Here is a 14,837-nt window from a genome sequence, read left to right on the forward strand (position 1 = left end):
TTGCCGCCGCTCGCAAGCGGAGGTGCGAAGATGACAGTCCTCGTCGTCATCCTGTCATCGCCGGGTCATGCCTGTGCCGCTGCGCCGCAATATCGCCTCCCTAAAGCCGCGGCGCATCCCGGCGCCATTTCGGCGCGGGCAGAGGGGACTATCGATGAACCAGATTATGAGCCGCCGCTTGCGCGCGGGCGCCGCGCTGATCGCCATGCTCGCGGCGACGCCGGCCTATGCCGCCGACGCGGCGGACGGCGCTGCCGTCGATGCCGGTCCGGCCGAAGAGATCGTCGTACTCGGCACCGGCCAGGCGCGCCAGGTGCAGGAACTGGGTGCCGCGGACATCGCGCTCGATGTCGCGGGGATCAGTCCGCTGAAGGCGATCGACAAGCTGCCGGGCGTGAATTTCCAGTCGGCCGATGCCTTCGGCGCCTATGAATGGTCGTCGCGCATCTCGATCCGCGGTTTCAGCCAGAACCAGCTCGGCTTCACGCTCGACGGCATTCCGCTCGGCGACATGAGCTATGGCAACCATAACGGTCTGCATATCAGCCGCGCGCTGATCAGCGAGAATGTCGGCCGGGTCGAGGTCGCGCAGGGCGCGGGCGCGCTCGCCGCCGCTTCTTCGAGCAACCTCGGGGGCACGATCGAATTCTTCTCGCGCGATCCCAAGGCCGACATGGGGGTCGAATTTTCGGGCACCTATGGCAGCGAGGATACGAAGCGCGGCTTCGTCCGCCTCGACAGCGGCGAAATCATGTCCGGCGGCCCGATGCTCGCGGTCAGCTATGCCTGGCAGGATGCCGACAAGTGGAAGGGCGACGGCGTCCAGCGCCAGCATCAGGTCAATGCGCGCCTCGTCCAGCCGGTCGGCGACGGCAAGCTGTTCGGCTTCGTCAATTATTCGGACCGCGCCGAAAACGACTATCAGGACCTCAGCGCCGAAATGATCGGCCGTCTCGGCTATGACTGGGACAATTATGCCAAGGACTGGGACCTCGCGGTCCGCGTCGCGCAAGTCTATCAGAACCAGGTCACGCGCGCAGCGTTCAACGCCGGTGTCGCCAACGGCAGCCTGCCGCTGGGTGCGACCTATACCGCGCCCTATCCGGGCGCTGGCGAGGCCTTCCCGGCGCCGATCCTGACCGTCGACGATGCCTATTATGACGCATCGGGGCTGCGCAAGGACTGGCTCGCGGGGATCGGCGGCGACGTGCCGGTCACCGACAACTGGACGCTGAAGGCGACCGGCTATTATCACAGCAATCGCGGCCGCGGCCTGTGGTTCACCCCCTATGTGACCACGCCGGGCGGCGCGCCGATGACGATCCGTACCACCGAATATGCGATCGAGCGCTATGGTGTCGTCGCGTCGAGCGAGTTCAAGATCGGTGCCAATACGCTCGATCTCGGCCTGTGGTACGAGGACAATGATTTCAACCAGGCGCGGCGCTTCTATGGCCTCGCCAACACCACCGGGGCGCCGAGCCGCGGCAGCCTGAAATTCCCCAAGGATCCGCTCGCGACCCAGTGGGAATTCGATTTCAAGACCGAAACGCTGCAATATCACGTCCAGGACATCCTCGACCTCGGGCAGGTCCAGATCAATGCGGGCTGGAAGGGACTCAAGGTCACCAACGAGGCTAGCCCGGTGGTGAGCGGCGGGCTCGCCTCGGGGCGCACGGTGGCGAAGGACTGGTTCCTGCCGCAGGCGGGTGTGCTGTTCCGCCTGAACGACGATAACGAGCTGTTCGCGAGCTACACGCAGAATATGCGCGCCTTCGAAAGCTCGGCGACGGGCGGGCCTTTCGCGACGACGCAGGCGGGCTTCGACGCGCTCGACCTGAAACCCGAAACCTCGACCACCTATGAACTCGGCTTCCGCACCAAGTCGCCCGTCTTCCAGGGCGTCGTCGCGGGCTATTATGTCGACTTCAAGGATCGCATCATCGCTTTCGCCAATGGTTCGGGCATCCAGGGCAATCCGGCGATCCTGCAGAATGTCGGCGACGTGCGGTCATGGGGCATCGAGGCGGCGGGGACCTTCCGGGTCACCCCCGACCTCTCGCTCTTCGGTTCCTACGCCTATAACGACTCCGAATATCAGGATGATGTCGTCAACGCCGCGAATGTCGTGATCGCGGCGACCGCGGGCAAGACGGTGGTCAATTCGCCCCGCCATCTCGCCAAGGGCGAGATCACGTGGGACAATGGCAATATCTTCGCCCGGGTCGGCGCCAACTACACGTCGAAGCGCTATTATTCGTTCGAGAATGACGCCGCTGTGGGCGGGTTCGTGATCGTCGACGCCAGCATCGGCTATCACTTCACCGATGGAATGCTCGGCGGCCTGACGATCCAGGCCAATGCCACCAACCTGTTCGACAAGGCTTATGTCTCGACGATCGGCACCAACGGCTTCGCCAACCGCGGCGACAGCCAGACCCTGCTCGCGGGAGCGCCGCAGCAGTTCTTCGTGACGCTGAAGGGCGACTTCTGACGCGGCGCCGAAACGCCTTCCCGATTGACGATGATGGCGCGGCCCCGCTAGGGCCGCGCCATCTTTTTATGGGAATTGCTTTATGACCGATACGCCGCCCGACCATATGTCGACCAACCCGCGCTCGCCCCATTTCGACATGGAGGTGCTGCAACGCGGCATCGGCATCCGCTTCAAGGGCAAGGAGCGCACCGACGTCGAGGAATATTCGATCTCCGAAGGCTGGATCCGCGTCGCCGCGGGCAAGTCGAAGGACCGTTTCGGCCAGCCGATGACGATCAAGCTGTTGGGCGAGGTCGAAGCCTGGTTCGAGGATGTCGTCGCCGACAAGGCGGACGACGCCCCGTCCGAGGACTGAGACGCGCCGGCCACCTGGCGTCCGCTACAACCAAAAAAGCCCCGGCGCGAGCCGGGGCTTTTTCGTTTGTAGCGGTGGCGGGGCTTTATTGGCCGAGCGACGCGGCGACCATTGCGAGGCCGTTGCCCGGGGTCCAGTCGTTGCTGGCCCACACCGGAGCGTCGAAGCTCGGCGCCTTGCGCGGCGCGGCGCCCTGGCCGGGATAGATGAAGCCCTGCACCGGGTTGGCGCGCAGGCCGAGGTCGCCGATCGGGGCGTACCACACGCGGACCATGCTCCAGTCGCCGGCGCTGCTCACGTCGACGACGCGCACGTTGCGTTCGATCTGGCCGCGGCGGCCGTTGATCGGCGACCAATTGGCATGGTCGATCAGGATTTCGCGGTCGCCGACGATCTTCTTCACGACGGCGACATGGCCGATCGGCATGCCGCGCGTGCCGGCGAACGCCATGACCGCGCCTTCGCGCGGTTCGTCGCCGCGGTCATACTGGCCCGCAGCCTGCGCCCACCAGGTGCCGGCGTTGCCGCGGATATCGACGCCCGATTCGGCGCGGGCGAACGGAACGCACTGGAGGTAGTTGGCGGCGGCGGCGGGGGTGCTGGTCAGGGCGGCGGCAAGCATCATCAGGCATGCGACAATGGCTGCTGAAAAGCGGCTGGCTGACATGGAAAGCGACCCCCGTTTGGCTTGTGTTCAAGCGTTGGAGCGTCTCTGCCACGGCTTTCGCCGCAAACCACCCGCCGCGCGACGAACTGCATCGGACGCGGGGTGAACCGGGGAACCTTTTGAAAGGCCGTTCGATTCGTCGCCGGACTCGCTCGGCTCGCCGCGTCAGGCGGCGGCGCTGGCCTGGCTGGCGGCCGGACGGAACAGCGTCAGGACATCGGTCGCCGGCATCGGGCGGCCGTAATAATAGCCCTGGATGTTGCGGCAGCCGAGCGCGCGAATCGTTTCAACCTCTAGTTCAGTCTCCGCACCCTCCGCCGTCGTCGACATGCCGAGGCTGTCAGCGAGCGCGACGACGGCGCGGATGATCGCGATCGATTCGGTGATGCCCTTGGCGGCGCCAACGACGAAGCTGCGATCGACTTTGATCGTCGAAAATTGGGTCTTGCGCAGATAGCCGAGCGACGAATAGCCGGTACCGAAATCGTCGAGGCTGAGGCGGATGCCGAGTCCGATCAGCTGGTCGAGCAATTGCGCGGCGCCGCCGCCGTCGCGCAGGAACACGCTTTCGGTGACCTCGATCTCCAGCCGTTGCGGCGGCAGGCCGCTTTGCGCGAGTGCCGAGACGACGACCGAAGCGAAGGCGGGGTCGGTCAGCTGTTCGGCCGACACGTTGACCGCAACCTTGAGGTTCGACGGCCAGCGCATCGCTTCGTGACACGCGGTACGCAGCACCCATTCGCCGATCGGTGAGATCAGGCGGCTGTCCTCGGCGAGCGGAATGAAGCGGCCGGGCGAAACATTGCCGAGCTTCTGGTTGTTCCAGCGAATCAGCGCTTCGAAGCCGTTCAGCATGCCGTCCTCGGCGGTGACGACCGGCTGGTAATAAAGTTCGAACTCGCGCCGTTCGAGCGCGCCGCGCAATTCCTGTTCCATCACGCGCCGTTCCTCGGCCTGGGCGTGGAGCGAGGCGACATAGGCGGCGACGACGTTGCCGCCCTTGTCCTTGGACTTGTAGAGCGCCAGGTCGGCGTTGCGGGTCAGCGTCTCGACCGTAGCGCCGTCCTGCGGCCCGACCGCGAAGCCGATGCTGGCACCGACGAACAACTGGTGATTGTCGACCACATAGGGGCGGCTGAGCGCCGCGATGATGCGCTGGCCCAGTGCTTCGGCATCGCTCGCGGTCGGCACATGGTGGAGGATGATGGCGAATTCGTCGCCGCCCAGCCGGCCGCAGGTCATGCCGCGGTCCATCATGCCCTTCAGCCGCGCTGCGACCTGCGCCAGCAATTTGTCGCCGACGGGGTGGCCGAGCGTATCGTTGACCGCCTTGAAGCGGTCGAGGTCGAGCATCAGCATCGCGCAGCGCGTCTTGGCATCGATCGCATGGTTCAGCGCGCGCTCGAGATCCTCGTTGAGGCTGAGTCGGTTCGGCAAGCCGGTGAGGTTGTCGAAGCGCGCCATCTTGGCGATCTGTTCGGCCGAGGCGCGCTGTTCGGTGACGTCCGATCCGACCCCGCGAAAGCCCAGGAACTTGCCCGCTTCGTCGAGGCGCGGTGACGCCGACAATTCCCACCAGCGCGGCGCGCCGTCGATGGTGACGGGGACGATCAGGTTCGAAAAACTCTCGCGCCGCTTCATCCGCTCGGCCATGTCGTGCAGGCTCTTGGGGAAGTTCCCGGTCTCCCACGCATCGCCCGACAGCGCCTGAAGCAGCGGCAGGCCTTCGAGTTGGTCGGCGGGCGCTCCGATCGCGAAGGCGAGGCGCGGCGAGACATGGACGAGGCGGCGACTGTTGTCGGTCTGCCACAGCCAGTCGGCGGAGGTTTCCTCGAATTCGCGCAGCAGCAGGCTGACCGTCTCGGTCTTTTCGTGCAGTACCGCTTCGGCGCGGCGAAAGCGGATGTGGCTTTGCCCGAATCGAATGCAGAAGCCGGTGAGCATCGCGCCGGCGGCGATCGCGACCCCTGCGTGCGCCGGCGCGCCGGCGAAGACCAGCGCCCCGGCCGCCGACAGGCTGACCGGCATGATGAAGAGCAGGCATGCCATCGGCAGCGTGTGCGCGACGATCGCCAGCGTTAGCATCATCAGCAGCGCTACGGTCCACATCGACAGCAGGTGATCGAGCGAGGGGTGGAGGCCCTGGAGCCAGAAGGGCGCTGCCCAGACGACGGCCGAATAGATGGCGTGCCGGTTGCAAAGGTTGAACTCGGCGGCGCCCGTGTGGTGGATTTCGCCTAGCGGCAGGCGGGAGACGACCTGCCAGGACCAGAGGCTGAACAGGATCGTCGCGATCGCCCAGCCGCCGACGACCGCCATTGGGACCGCGCTTACCATCGTCAATACGGCGACGATCGTCATGCCGAGCCCCATGACGAGGCGCAATTTTCCTTGGCCGCGCAACGGCGCGAGCTGCAGGTGCCGCAAATCGCCGATATCCTCGTCGCGCCGGTTCAGCCCGAGCAGCGCGCGCGCAGGAATATCGTCGGTCGGAATCGGATCATTCGCCACCCTGGTCACAGGACCGTTCTAGCGAAAGCGGGTTACCCGAACGTAACCATGCGCGAACGGCTGATCGCTTTTTTGGTCCCCGTCAGGGACGAAAATCAGGCCGCGATTGCAAAGGGCTGGATTTCCCCGGCCAGATATTGCGCCCGCGCCTTCGACCGGCTGAGTTTGCCCGAACTGGTACGCGGCAGCGTGCGCGGCGGGATCAGCTCGATCAGGCAGTTCATCCCGGTGATCGCGCGGACGCGGTCGCGGATCGTCTCGCGCAGCAGCGCGCGCTCGGCGTCGTCGCTGGTGCGGCACTGGACGAGCACGGCGGGGGTTTCCTCGCCGCCCGGCGCGGTGATCGCGAAAGCGGCGATGTCACCCGATTTGAAGCCGGGCAATTGCTCCACCGCCCATTCGATATCCTGCGGCCAGTGATTCTTGCCGTTGATGATGATCATGTCCTTGGCACGGCCAACGATGTATATGTAACCATGGGATAAATATCCCATATCGCCGGTGTCGAGCCAGCCATCGACAAGGCAGGCGGCGGTCGCTTCGGGGTCGCGATAATAACCGGTCATCAGCGACGGGCCGCTGCACCACACCTTGCCGACGGTCTGGTCGGGCAGGCTGTTGCCCGCCTCGTCACGGACCTCGATCACCATGTCGCGTGCGGCGCGGCCGCAATTGACGATCGCACGGTAACGGGTCGGGCGGCCGGCGTCGTTGGCGGCGCCCGACAGCTCGGTCTCCTCGACCAGTTCGACGACGATGCCCTCGCCCGGCGGCATGATGCTGACCGCGAGCGTCGCTTCTGCGAGACCATAGCTCGGCAGGAAAGCGCTCGCCTTGAATCCGGCGTCGGCAAAGGCATCGACGAAGCTCTGCATCACGTCGGGGCGGATCATGTCGGCACCATTGCCCGCAACGCGCCAGCGCGACAGGTCGAAACGGTCGGCGACATGCGTCTGGCTCGACACGCGGCGTGCGCAGATGTCGTAACCGAAGGTCGGCGAATAGCTCAATGTCGTGCCGCTATTGCGGCTGATCAGGTCGAGCCAGGCGAGCGGCCGGCGTGCGAAATCCTCGGTCTTCAGATAATCGACCGACACCTGGTTGGCGACCGGCGAAAGCAGGCAGCCGACGAGGCCCATGTCGTGATACCAGGGCAGCCACGAGACGCAGCGGTCGCTGTCGCGCACTTCCATGCCGTGCGAATGCGCGGCGAGATTGTTGAGCAAAGCGGCGTGGGTGACCGCGACGCCATGCGGGAAGCGCGTCGAGCCGCTGCTATATTGGAGGTAGCAGGTCTCGTTGCTGTTCTGCGCGGGCAGGGTGGTCTGCGGCGCCGGGCGCGCGGCGAATTCGCTCCAGTCCATCGGTGCGACGCCCTGCTTCTCGGCGGCCTCGACCGCCATCGCGGCGATCTCGGGCGGGAAGAAGAGCATCGTCGGGTCGCAGCTGGTCAACTGAACGACGAGCTGGCCGACATAGCTGTCGCGCCCGCCGAAGCTGGTCGGCAGCGGCAGCGGCACCGGCCAGGCGCCAGCATAGATGGTGCCGAAGAACAGCGCGGCGAATTCGGCACCGGTCTCGGCGATCAGCGCGACGCGATCGCCGGGCTTCACGCCCGCGGCGATCAGGCGATATGCGGTCTGAAGCGAATCATGCTTCAGTTCGCTGTACGGATAGGGGCGCACCAGACGCCCGCGCGGATCGTGGAAATTGAGGCCGCGGGTGCCGGTCGCGGCATAGTCGAGCGCTTCGCCGATCGTGGCGAAGTCCGAAAAACGGCGCGGCTGGAAACATTCGGTCGGCGTCGGCACGAGCGCGTCCGCCGAATCGGTGATGGTGTCGGTCATAGAAGCTCCGGCATCCCGCGAAGCGGGGCGCGCGGCAACAAGCATGTCATCTTTCTGTGTCATACGTGCTGCGCGATCCCTTTATCGTTGGAACAAATCGCCTATTTTCAGGCTTTGATGCCCGATATGGCGGCGCTGGTCGTTCTCAATCAGGCCCGACTGTGGCATAAACATGGCATATGGCCAACCGCCGCGCTTCCTCCGACCGGGCGAAGAGACCCCTCGACGCGGCGCGGCTCGACGAGCTGGCGCTCGCCTATGTCGCGCGATTCGCCACCAGTCGCGCCAAATTGGCGCGCTATCTATCGAGAAAGATACGCGAATCAGACTGGGTCGACGCCATCGACGGACCCGCCGCCTGCGCTGCGGCGGTCGCGAAAATGGACCGGCTCGGATTCGTCGACGACAAGCAATATGCAGGCATGCGCGCGGGCGCGATGACGCGGCGCGGGCTGGGAGTGCGGCGGGTGAAGGCGCAATTGTGGGTCGACGGCATCGATTCCACGGATTCGGTCGCCGCGGTCGCGGCCGCCGAGGGCGCGGCGCTGTCCTCGGCGCTCGGTTTCGCGCGCCGCCGCCGCCTGGGGCCCTATGCCCGGGAGGCGATCGCCGATCCGGCGCAGCGCGAGCGGCACGTCGCGGCCTTTGCCCGCGCCGGTCATTCGCTGGCGCTCGCGCGGCGCATCCTCGCTACCGCGCCGGGCGACGAGGCCGCGCTGGACGACGAAGCGGGGCTCGATTAGGAGCGGACCCTTACCGGGACGGCGAAAGGATAGGCCGATGCGTGCGTGGATGACCGCTGTTGCTCTTGTCATGGCCCTGCCGGTAGCGGGCTGCGGCGGCGAATCGGACAGCGTGCAGGCCGGCTCGATCCCGCTCACGATCAAGGCCCCCGACAAGACGCATGTCTTCACCGTCGAGGTCGCGCGCACCCCGGAGGAACAGGCGAAGGGGCTGATGTTCCGTACCAGCCTGCCCGAAAATGGCGGCATGCTGTTTCCGTTCGAAAAGCCGCGCTTCGCGAGCTTCTGGATGAAGAACACGCTGATTCCGCTCGATATGGTCTTCATCCGCGCCGACGGCAGCATCGATCGCATCGCCGAAAACACGATTCCCGAAAACCTTGAGCCGGTGGTCAGCGGCGGCGAGGTGAGCGCGGTGCTCGAACTCGCGGGCGGCACGGCGGCCAAGCTCGGCATCGACGAGAGTGCCGTTGTTACCTGGAATGACAAATGATCCGGCGCGCTTGTCGCCATTGGCGCTTGCGAAACGGCGCTGCTTGCCTGTAAACGCGCGGCCATGGGCATGTTAGGCAAGATTTTCACCTGGTGGGACGGCGCGACCGTCGGCACGCTGCTGAACAGCTGGAAAACCGGCGAACAGGTCGGCGAGGACGGCCTTGGCAACCGCTATTTCCGCGCGCGCAAGGGCGACCGCCGCTGGGTCCTCTATAATGGTTCGAATGACGCGAGCCGGGTGCCGCCCGAATGGCATGGCTGGCTGCACGGCACGTTCGACGACCTGCCCGCCGACATGCTGCCCGCGCCGCGCGCTTGGGAACAGCAAGCGACGCCGAACCTGACCGGTACCGGCACCGCCTATCGCCCGGCGGGCGCGCTCGAACGCGGCGGCAAGCGCGCTGCCGCGACCGGCGATTATGAGGCCTGGCGCCCCGGCGCCGAGTGACCGACGCGATGGCGCGCCAGCTTCCGACCGCGCTGATCGCGCTTCTGGCCGCGACCGCGCTGACCGCCTGCGACGGCAAGCCGTCCAAGGCCGGGGGCAGCGCCACCGTCCCGACGATCGCCAAGTCCGAACGCGTGCCGGCCGAAGTCGGCGGGATCGAGGGCGCGACCCCGATGGCGAGCCGCGTCGCGGTGGTCGGCCTGCTCAACAAGCGTAACGGCCTCGTCCGCGATCTCGAGATGAAGCCCGGCGAATCGGCGCGCGTCGGCCGCGCGATCGTGCGGCTGCGCGCGTGCGAACAGACCGCACCTTGGGAAGATCCGCCCGAAACCGGGGCTTTCGTCCAGCTGACGGTGCAGGATCAGCGCGACAACAAATGGTATCGCGTCTTTTCGGGCTGGATTTTCCGCGAGCGGCCCGACCGCAACATCATCCAGCACCCGATCTACGACGTGTTCGTCAAAAGCTGTGCGATGACATATCCCGGCGGCGAACCCGTCGCGCGTCCCTCGGCCAAGGCCGCCCCCAAGGCGTCGAGCGCGCCCCAGTCCCCCGCGACGAACGGCGGCGAGGGTACGCCGGAAGCGGCGGCCTCGGCGCCCGCCGCCAAGGCCGCGCCGCCGTCGGTGCCCGCCCCGCCCGCCAACACCGAATAGAGCCGCGCCAGATAGTCGCGCTGCGGGATTTCGATCGCGCCGAGCGATTCGAGATGCGGGGTGATGAACTGGCAGTCGAGCAATTGCCAGCCGCCGGCGCGAAGCCGCGCGACGAGATGCGCGAGCGCGACCTTCGACGCGTCGCGGACGCGGCTGACCATCGATTCGCCGAAAAAGGCGCGGCCCAGCGTGACGCCGTACAGGCCGCCGACCAGTTCGCCCATTTGCCAGCATTCGACGCTGTGCGCATGGCCGAGGCGGAACAGCCGGTCGTAACTCGCCTTGATCACCGGGTTGATCCACGTCGTCGGCCGGTCGTCGGCGGGCTGGGCGCATAGCGCGACTATGTCGGCGAAGGCGCGATCGGTGGTGACGTGGAAACGTTCGCCTGTGATCGTCTTCTTCAGGCTACGCGAGAGGCGGAAGCCGCCGAGCGGCAGGATCGCGCGCAGCCGCGGCTCGACCCAATGGACCGACGGGTCGTCCGCCCCGTCGGCCATCGGAAAGAGTCCCTGCGCATAGGCGCTGAGCAGCAGCGCAGGGTCTATGGTCTCGATCGGCTTCAGCTTGCGGGCTTCACGAATTTCAGCGTCATGCGGTCCGATTCGCCGATCGCCAGATATTTTTCCCGGTCCTTGTCGCCCTCGCGCAGGCTGGGGGGCAGCGTCCACACCCCGCCGGGATAGTCATGCGTATCCTTGGGATTGGCGTTGATGTCGCTTTCGCCGACAAGTTTGAACCCCGCCGCCTCGGCAAAGGCGATGACCGACGAGCGCTTCATATAGCCGCTTTTTTCCTCGAGTGCCGAATCCATCGCTTCGGGCAGACGATGTTCTTCGACGCCGAGCACGCCGCCGGGCTTCAGCATCGCGAAAATCTGCTTGAACGCGTTCGCCGTGTTGTCGGCGCCGTCGAAGCGCCAGTTGTGGACGTTGCGAAAGGTCAGCACGACATCGGCGCTGCCGTCGGCGACCTTAGGATTGGTGCCGCCATTCGGGAATTCGGCGAGCTTGACCGCGCCATAGGTGCCCGCATCGCTTTCCTGCTTCGCCTTGACCCGATTGAGACCCTTTTCCCACGGCGCGGCGACATAGAGGGTGCCGCCACCCGCCTTGGCCAGCGGCGCGAGGATTTCGGTGTACCAGCCGCCGCCGGGCCAAAGTTCGACGACCGTATCGCCGGGCTTCACGCCAAAGAAGGCGAGCGTTTCGGTCGGGTGGCGATAGGGGTCGCGCGCGACATTGGCCGGGGTGCGCGTCGGCGCGGCGACCGCGGTCGCGATCGCATCGCCGGGCCTGGCCGCGGCTTCGCTCGCGGCGGCGTTGTGCGCGGGGGCGCTGCACGCGGCCACGACGATCAGCGCTGCACTTGCAACGGCACGGAAATCACGCATATCGGACACCTCTCTCGGGGACGGGCCGGTTCTGCCGACCCTGTTGGGGGGATGGTCATAGTGCGAAGGGAAGGCGTCAGATGCAAGTGTCCATGCTGTCGGTGAGCATCGGCGCGGCGCTGCTGTTCGGCGTCGCCGAATTCGCCGGGTGGCGGCGCAACAACCGCCGCGACGTCGACAAGGTCGGCTTCATGCCCTGGCGCGGCATCGCGCTCGTATCGGCGTGCGTCGCGCTGTTCGCCTTTGCCTTCTGGCTGATCCAGCGATGACCGCGCTGCCCGCGATCGACATCGCCCCGCTGCTCGCGATGGACGATGCCGCCGCGGTCGAACGCACCGCCGCCGCGATCGGCGCGGCGAGCGCCGACTATGGTTTTTTCTATGCCGAGGGCCATGGCATCTCCGATGCGCTGTTCGACCGGCTGGAGGCCGTAAGCCACCGTTTTTTCGCGCTGTCCGAGGCCGAGAAGGCCGAAATCGCGATGGCGCATGGCGGCACCGCATGGCGCGGCTGGTTCCCGCTCGGCGGCGAACTGACCTCGGGACGGCCCGACCGCAAGGAGGGGCTGTATCTGGGCGAGGAACTCGGCGAAGGCGATCCGCGCGTTGCGGCTGGCTGGCCGCTGCACGGCGCCAATCTGTGGCCGACACGCCTGCCCGAATTGCGCCCTGCGGTGGAGGAGTATCTGGCGGCATCGGTCGCCGCAGCCGAGGCGCTGATGCGCGGCATGGCGCTCGCGCTGGGGCTTTCCGCCGATCATTTCGCAAACGAACTGACGCGCCGGCCAACCTTGCTCTTCCGCATCTTTCACTATCCGCCAGGCGGCGAAGCTGACGATCTGGGCGTCGGCGAACATAGCGATTACGGCTTGCTGACCCTGCTCGGGCAGGACGCGCATGGTGGACTGGAGGTGCGCGCGGCGGACGGGTCGTGGATCGCAGTGCCGCCGCGCGGCCATGCTCTTGTCGTCAATATCGGCGATATGTTCGAACGGCTGACGCGCGGGCGCTTTCGCTCCGCGCCGCATCGGGTGATAAACGCATCGGGGCGGGAACGGCTGTCGTGGCCGCTTTTCTACGACCCCGATTTCGCAGCTTCGGTCGACCCGCTGCCGGTTCCCGCGACAACGCGGCTGTTGCCGCGCTGGGACGGCGCCGATGTCCATGCGGCGGGCGGCAGCTATGGCAACTATCTGATCGGCAAGGTCGGCAAGGTGTTTCCCGCACTCGCCGGGAAGCAGCTCCGCGAACTGCCCTAGAGGCAGGCTTCCAGATAGGGCTGGTCGAAGCCATACTGGCGCGCCTTTTCCAGCGTATAGGGGCGCAGGCCCATCGCGCGATATTCGCCGATGATCTTGCCGTCCTTGTCCTCGTCGAGATATTCGAACTTGAACAATTCCTGGGTGACGATGACGTCGCCTTCCATGCCGATCACCTCGGTGACGTTGGTGACGCGGCGCGACCCGTCGCGCAGGCGCTTGATCTGGATCACCATGTCGACCGAATCGGCGATCTGCTTGGAAATCGCTTCCTTCGGAATCTTCACGTCGCCCATCAGCACCATATTCTCCATACGGCCCAGGCACTCGCGCGGGCTGTTGCTGTGGAGCGTACACATCGACCCGTCGTGACCGGTGTTCATCGCGGCGAGAAGGTCGAAACATTCGGCGCCGCGGACCTCACCCATGATGATGCGGTCGGGGCGCATACGCAGCGCGTTCTTGACGAGGTCGCCCATATGGATCGCGCCATTGCCCTCGAGGTTGGCCGGACGCGTTTCGAGCGGCAGCCAATGCGGCTGTTGCAGGCGAAGTTCTGCGGCATCCTCGATGGTCAGCACGCGCTCGCCGGGGTCGATCATCTTGGACAAGGCGTTGAGCATCGTCGTCTTGCCCGAACCCGTGCCGCCCGAAATGACGATGTTGAAGCGGCTGGCGCCGGCGATCTTCAGCGCGGTGCACATCTTCTGGCTCATCGCGCCCCACTGGCACAGCATGTCGAGCGTGATTGGCTTGGCCGAGAATTTACGAATCGAGATCGCGGTGCCGCGCAGACTGAGCGGGGGGACGATCACGTTGACGCGGCTGCCGTCCTTCAGGCGGGCGTCGGCGAGCGGGGTGGTCTGGTCGACGCGGCGGCCGACCATGTTGCAGATGCGCTGCGCGATCTGGAACAGATGCTGTTCGTCGCGAAACTGGATCGGGGCGATCATCAGTTGCCCCTTTTTTTCGATGTAGGTCTGGTACGGGCCGTTGACCATGATGTCCGAAATGTCGGGGTCGGACAGCAATTCCTCGAGCGGCCCGAAACCGAGCAATTCGTCGACGAGAACCTTTTCAAGCGCGAACTGTTCGCGGCGGTTGAGCGTGATCCGCAGTTCGGCGAGCACCTCGAGGATGATCGGACGGAATTCCTCGGTCAGCTCGTCCTTCGACAACGTCGCCGCGGCCTCGGGATCGACGCGTTCGAGCAGGCGCGGCAGCACCTGTTCCTTGATCTTGTGGACGCTCGCTTCGAAACCCTGCGCTTTTTCCGGTTCCATCGCCTCGGCGCTCGATCGCTGGTTCAGCCGGTCCATCGCCTCCATTTCGGGGCTGAGTGAAGACGGGGCCGATTCGGGCAGGGGAACGGCGTCGAGCGCGGGAAACTGGCCGCCGCCCGAGGAACCGGGCCCGCCCTGCATCGGCTTCGCCACGCCAAAGGCGGGGCGTCCTGCGGTACCGGGTCGGCGTCCGAATGCACTCATTGCTCTGTCCTGCTTCCGAATCATGTCCATGCGGTGTGTCGCGGCCGAAGCATGCGAACCCCCAATCGACACGGTGAATAGATCGGAAACTTTGACATTCTCCTAATGCCGGGAGGGCATGAGCTACCCCTGACGCAACGACGCCCGCATCCGGGGGGATGCGGGCGTCGATGATTCCGAAAATGTCTGCGGCGGGTCAGCCGGCGGTGACGTGCTCGGCGAGGACGGTTAGCCCGGCTTCATTGACCTCGGCAAAGCCGCCTTCGACCTCGATCGTCTCGGGCGCAGCGCCCTGTGTCGTGTAGATGGTCAGCGGGCCGTTGCGCAGCGTCGCCATGAAGGGCGCATGGCCTTCGAGCACCGAGAAGTCGCCTTCGCTGCCCGGTACGGTGACCATATAGACATCGGCGGTCCGCTCGAGGCGGGCGGGGGTTACGAGTTCGAACTTCAGAGCCATTTTACTTCCTTAGACCCCTCCCG

The 14,837-nt window shown here is 65.9% G+C and carries 14 protein-coding genes and 1 pseudogene; 8 read left to right on the forward strand and 7 right to left on the reverse strand.

Translation table 11 applies throughout. The annotated features are described in order from the left end of the window. Positions 1 to 154 precede the first annotated feature (154 nt). Positions 155 to 2,494: a TonB-dependent receptor gene (locus ASD67_RS06990; protein WP_235535597.1), complete on the forward strand. Its 2,340-nt coding sequence runs from the start codon at positions 155 to 157 to the stop codon at positions 2,492 to 2,494. An 82-nt stretch (positions 2,495 to 2,576) separates the two neighbouring features. Next, positions 2,577 to 2,852, forward strand: a complete 276-nt coding sequence (locus ASD67_RS06995) for a DUF3297 family protein (protein ID WP_056345235.1) — start codon at positions 2,577 to 2,579, stop codon at positions 2,850 to 2,852. An 85-nt stretch (positions 2,853 to 2,937) separates the two neighbouring features. Here ASD67_RS06995 and ASD67_RS07000 read toward each other — a convergent pair whose 3' ends face one another. The 3 genes from ASD67_RS07000 to ASD67_RS07010 all read right to left on the reverse strand — a co-directional run bounded on the left by ASD67_RS07000 (position 2,938) and on the right by ASD67_RS07010 (position 7,877). Further along, complete coding sequence (locus tag ASD67_RS07000; RefSeq protein ID WP_082544993.1) at positions 2,938 to 3,474, reverse strand: CHAP domain-containing protein; 537 nt, start codon at positions 3,472 to 3,474, stop codon at positions 2,938 to 2,940. A 210-nt stretch (positions 3,475 to 3,684) separates the two neighbouring features. Continuing rightward, positions 3,685 to 6,030 (reverse strand): putative bifunctional diguanylate cyclase/phosphodiesterase, encoded by a 2,346-nt coding sequence (locus ASD67_RS07005; protein ID WP_235535599.1) that lies wholly within the window; start codon positions 6,028 to 6,030, stop codon positions 3,685 to 3,687. Between the two features lie 95 nt (positions 6,031 to 6,125). After that, on the reverse strand, positions 6,126 to 7,877 hold the full coding sequence (locus tag ASD67_RS07010) for a fatty acyl-AMP ligase (RefSeq protein ID WP_056345243.1): 1,752 nt from the start codon (positions 7,875 to 7,877) through the stop codon (positions 6,126 to 6,128). 179 nt (positions 7,878 to 8,056) lie between these two features. On the opposite strand from ASD67_RS07010, the gene ASD67_RS07015 reads away from it, so the two are divergent. The 4 genes and pseudogenes from ASD67_RS07015 to ASD67_RS23920 form a co-directional block, all read left to right on the forward strand. Further along, positions 8,057 to 8,620: a RecX family transcriptional regulator gene (locus ASD67_RS07015; protein ID WP_056345246.1), complete on the forward strand. Its 564-nt coding sequence runs from the start codon at positions 8,057 to 8,059 to the stop codon at positions 8,618 to 8,620. 37 nt (positions 8,621 to 8,657) lie between these two features. Beyond that, positions 8,658 to 9,113: a DUF192 domain-containing protein gene (locus ASD67_RS07020; protein WP_056345249.1), complete on the forward strand. Its 456-nt coding sequence runs from the start codon at positions 8,658 to 8,660 to the stop codon at positions 9,111 to 9,113. A 63-nt stretch (positions 9,114 to 9,176) separates the two neighbouring features. Beyond that, positions 9,177 to 9,563, forward strand: a complete 387-nt coding sequence (locus ASD67_RS07025) for an NADH:ubiquinone oxidoreductase subunit NDUFA12 (RefSeq protein ID WP_056345252.1) — start codon at positions 9,177 to 9,179, stop codon at positions 9,561 to 9,563. A gap of 239 nt (positions 9,564 to 9,802) precedes the next feature. Further along, positions 9,803 to 9,973 (forward strand): annotated as a pseudogene (locus ASD67_RS23920) (DUF2155 domain-containing protein); the annotation flags it as partial. A gap of 35 nt (positions 9,974 to 10,008) precedes the next feature. Here the strand turns inward: ASD67_RS23920 and aat are convergent. Both aat and ASD67_RS07035 read right to left on the reverse strand, forming a co-directional pair. Next, positions 10,009 to 10,776, reverse strand: a complete 768-nt coding sequence (gene aat, locus ASD67_RS07030; RefSeq protein ID WP_056347122.1) for a leucyl/phenylalanyl-tRNA--protein transferase — start codon at positions 10,774 to 10,776, stop codon at positions 10,009 to 10,011. 5 nt (positions 10,777 to 10,781) lie between these two features. Then, a complete protein-coding gene (locus ASD67_RS07035; RefSeq protein WP_056345256.1) occupies positions 10,782 to 11,612 on the reverse strand; it encodes a class I SAM-dependent methyltransferase in 831 nt (276 codons plus the stop codon). A gap of 80 nt (positions 11,613 to 11,692) precedes the next feature. On the opposite strand from ASD67_RS07035, the gene ASD67_RS07040 reads away from it, so the two are divergent. Together ASD67_RS07040 and ASD67_RS07045 are read left to right on the forward strand one after the other, a co-directional pair. Continuing rightward, complete coding sequence (locus tag ASD67_RS07040; RefSeq protein WP_056345261.1) at positions 11,693 to 11,881, forward strand: hypothetical protein; 189 nt, start codon at positions 11,693 to 11,695, stop codon at positions 11,879 to 11,881. Next, positions 11,878 to 12,870, forward strand: a complete 993-nt coding sequence (locus ASD67_RS07045; RefSeq protein ID WP_056345263.1) for an isopenicillin N synthase family dioxygenase — start codon at positions 11,878 to 11,880, stop codon at positions 12,868 to 12,870. Before ASD67_RS07040 ends, ASD67_RS07045 begins: the two co-directional genes overlap by 4 nt. On the opposite strand, the gene ASD67_RS07050 is transcribed toward ASD67_RS07045, so the two are convergent. Together ASD67_RS07050 and ASD67_RS07055 are read right to left on the reverse strand one after the other, a co-directional pair. Then, positions 12,867 to 14,357 (reverse strand): CpaF family protein, encoded by a 1,491-nt coding sequence (locus ASD67_RS07050; RefSeq protein ID WP_056345267.1) that lies wholly within the window; start codon positions 14,355 to 14,357, stop codon positions 12,867 to 12,869. The two genes, ASD67_RS07045 and ASD67_RS07050, sit on opposite strands and share 4 nt — an antisense overlap. Before the next feature lie 196 nt (positions 14,358 to 14,553). Beyond that, a complete protein-coding gene (locus ASD67_RS07055; RefSeq protein WP_056345270.1) occupies positions 14,554 to 14,814 on the reverse strand; it encodes an ATP synthase F1 subunit epsilon in 261 nt (86 codons plus the stop codon). Positions 14,815 to 14,837: the final 23 nt, after the last annotated feature.

The sequence above is a fragment of the Sphingopyxis sp. Root1497 genome (assembly GCF_001427085.1).
In the GTDB taxonomy this organism is placed as follows: Bacteria; Pseudomonadota; Alphaproteobacteria; order Sphingomonadales; family Sphingomonadaceae; genus Sphingopyxis.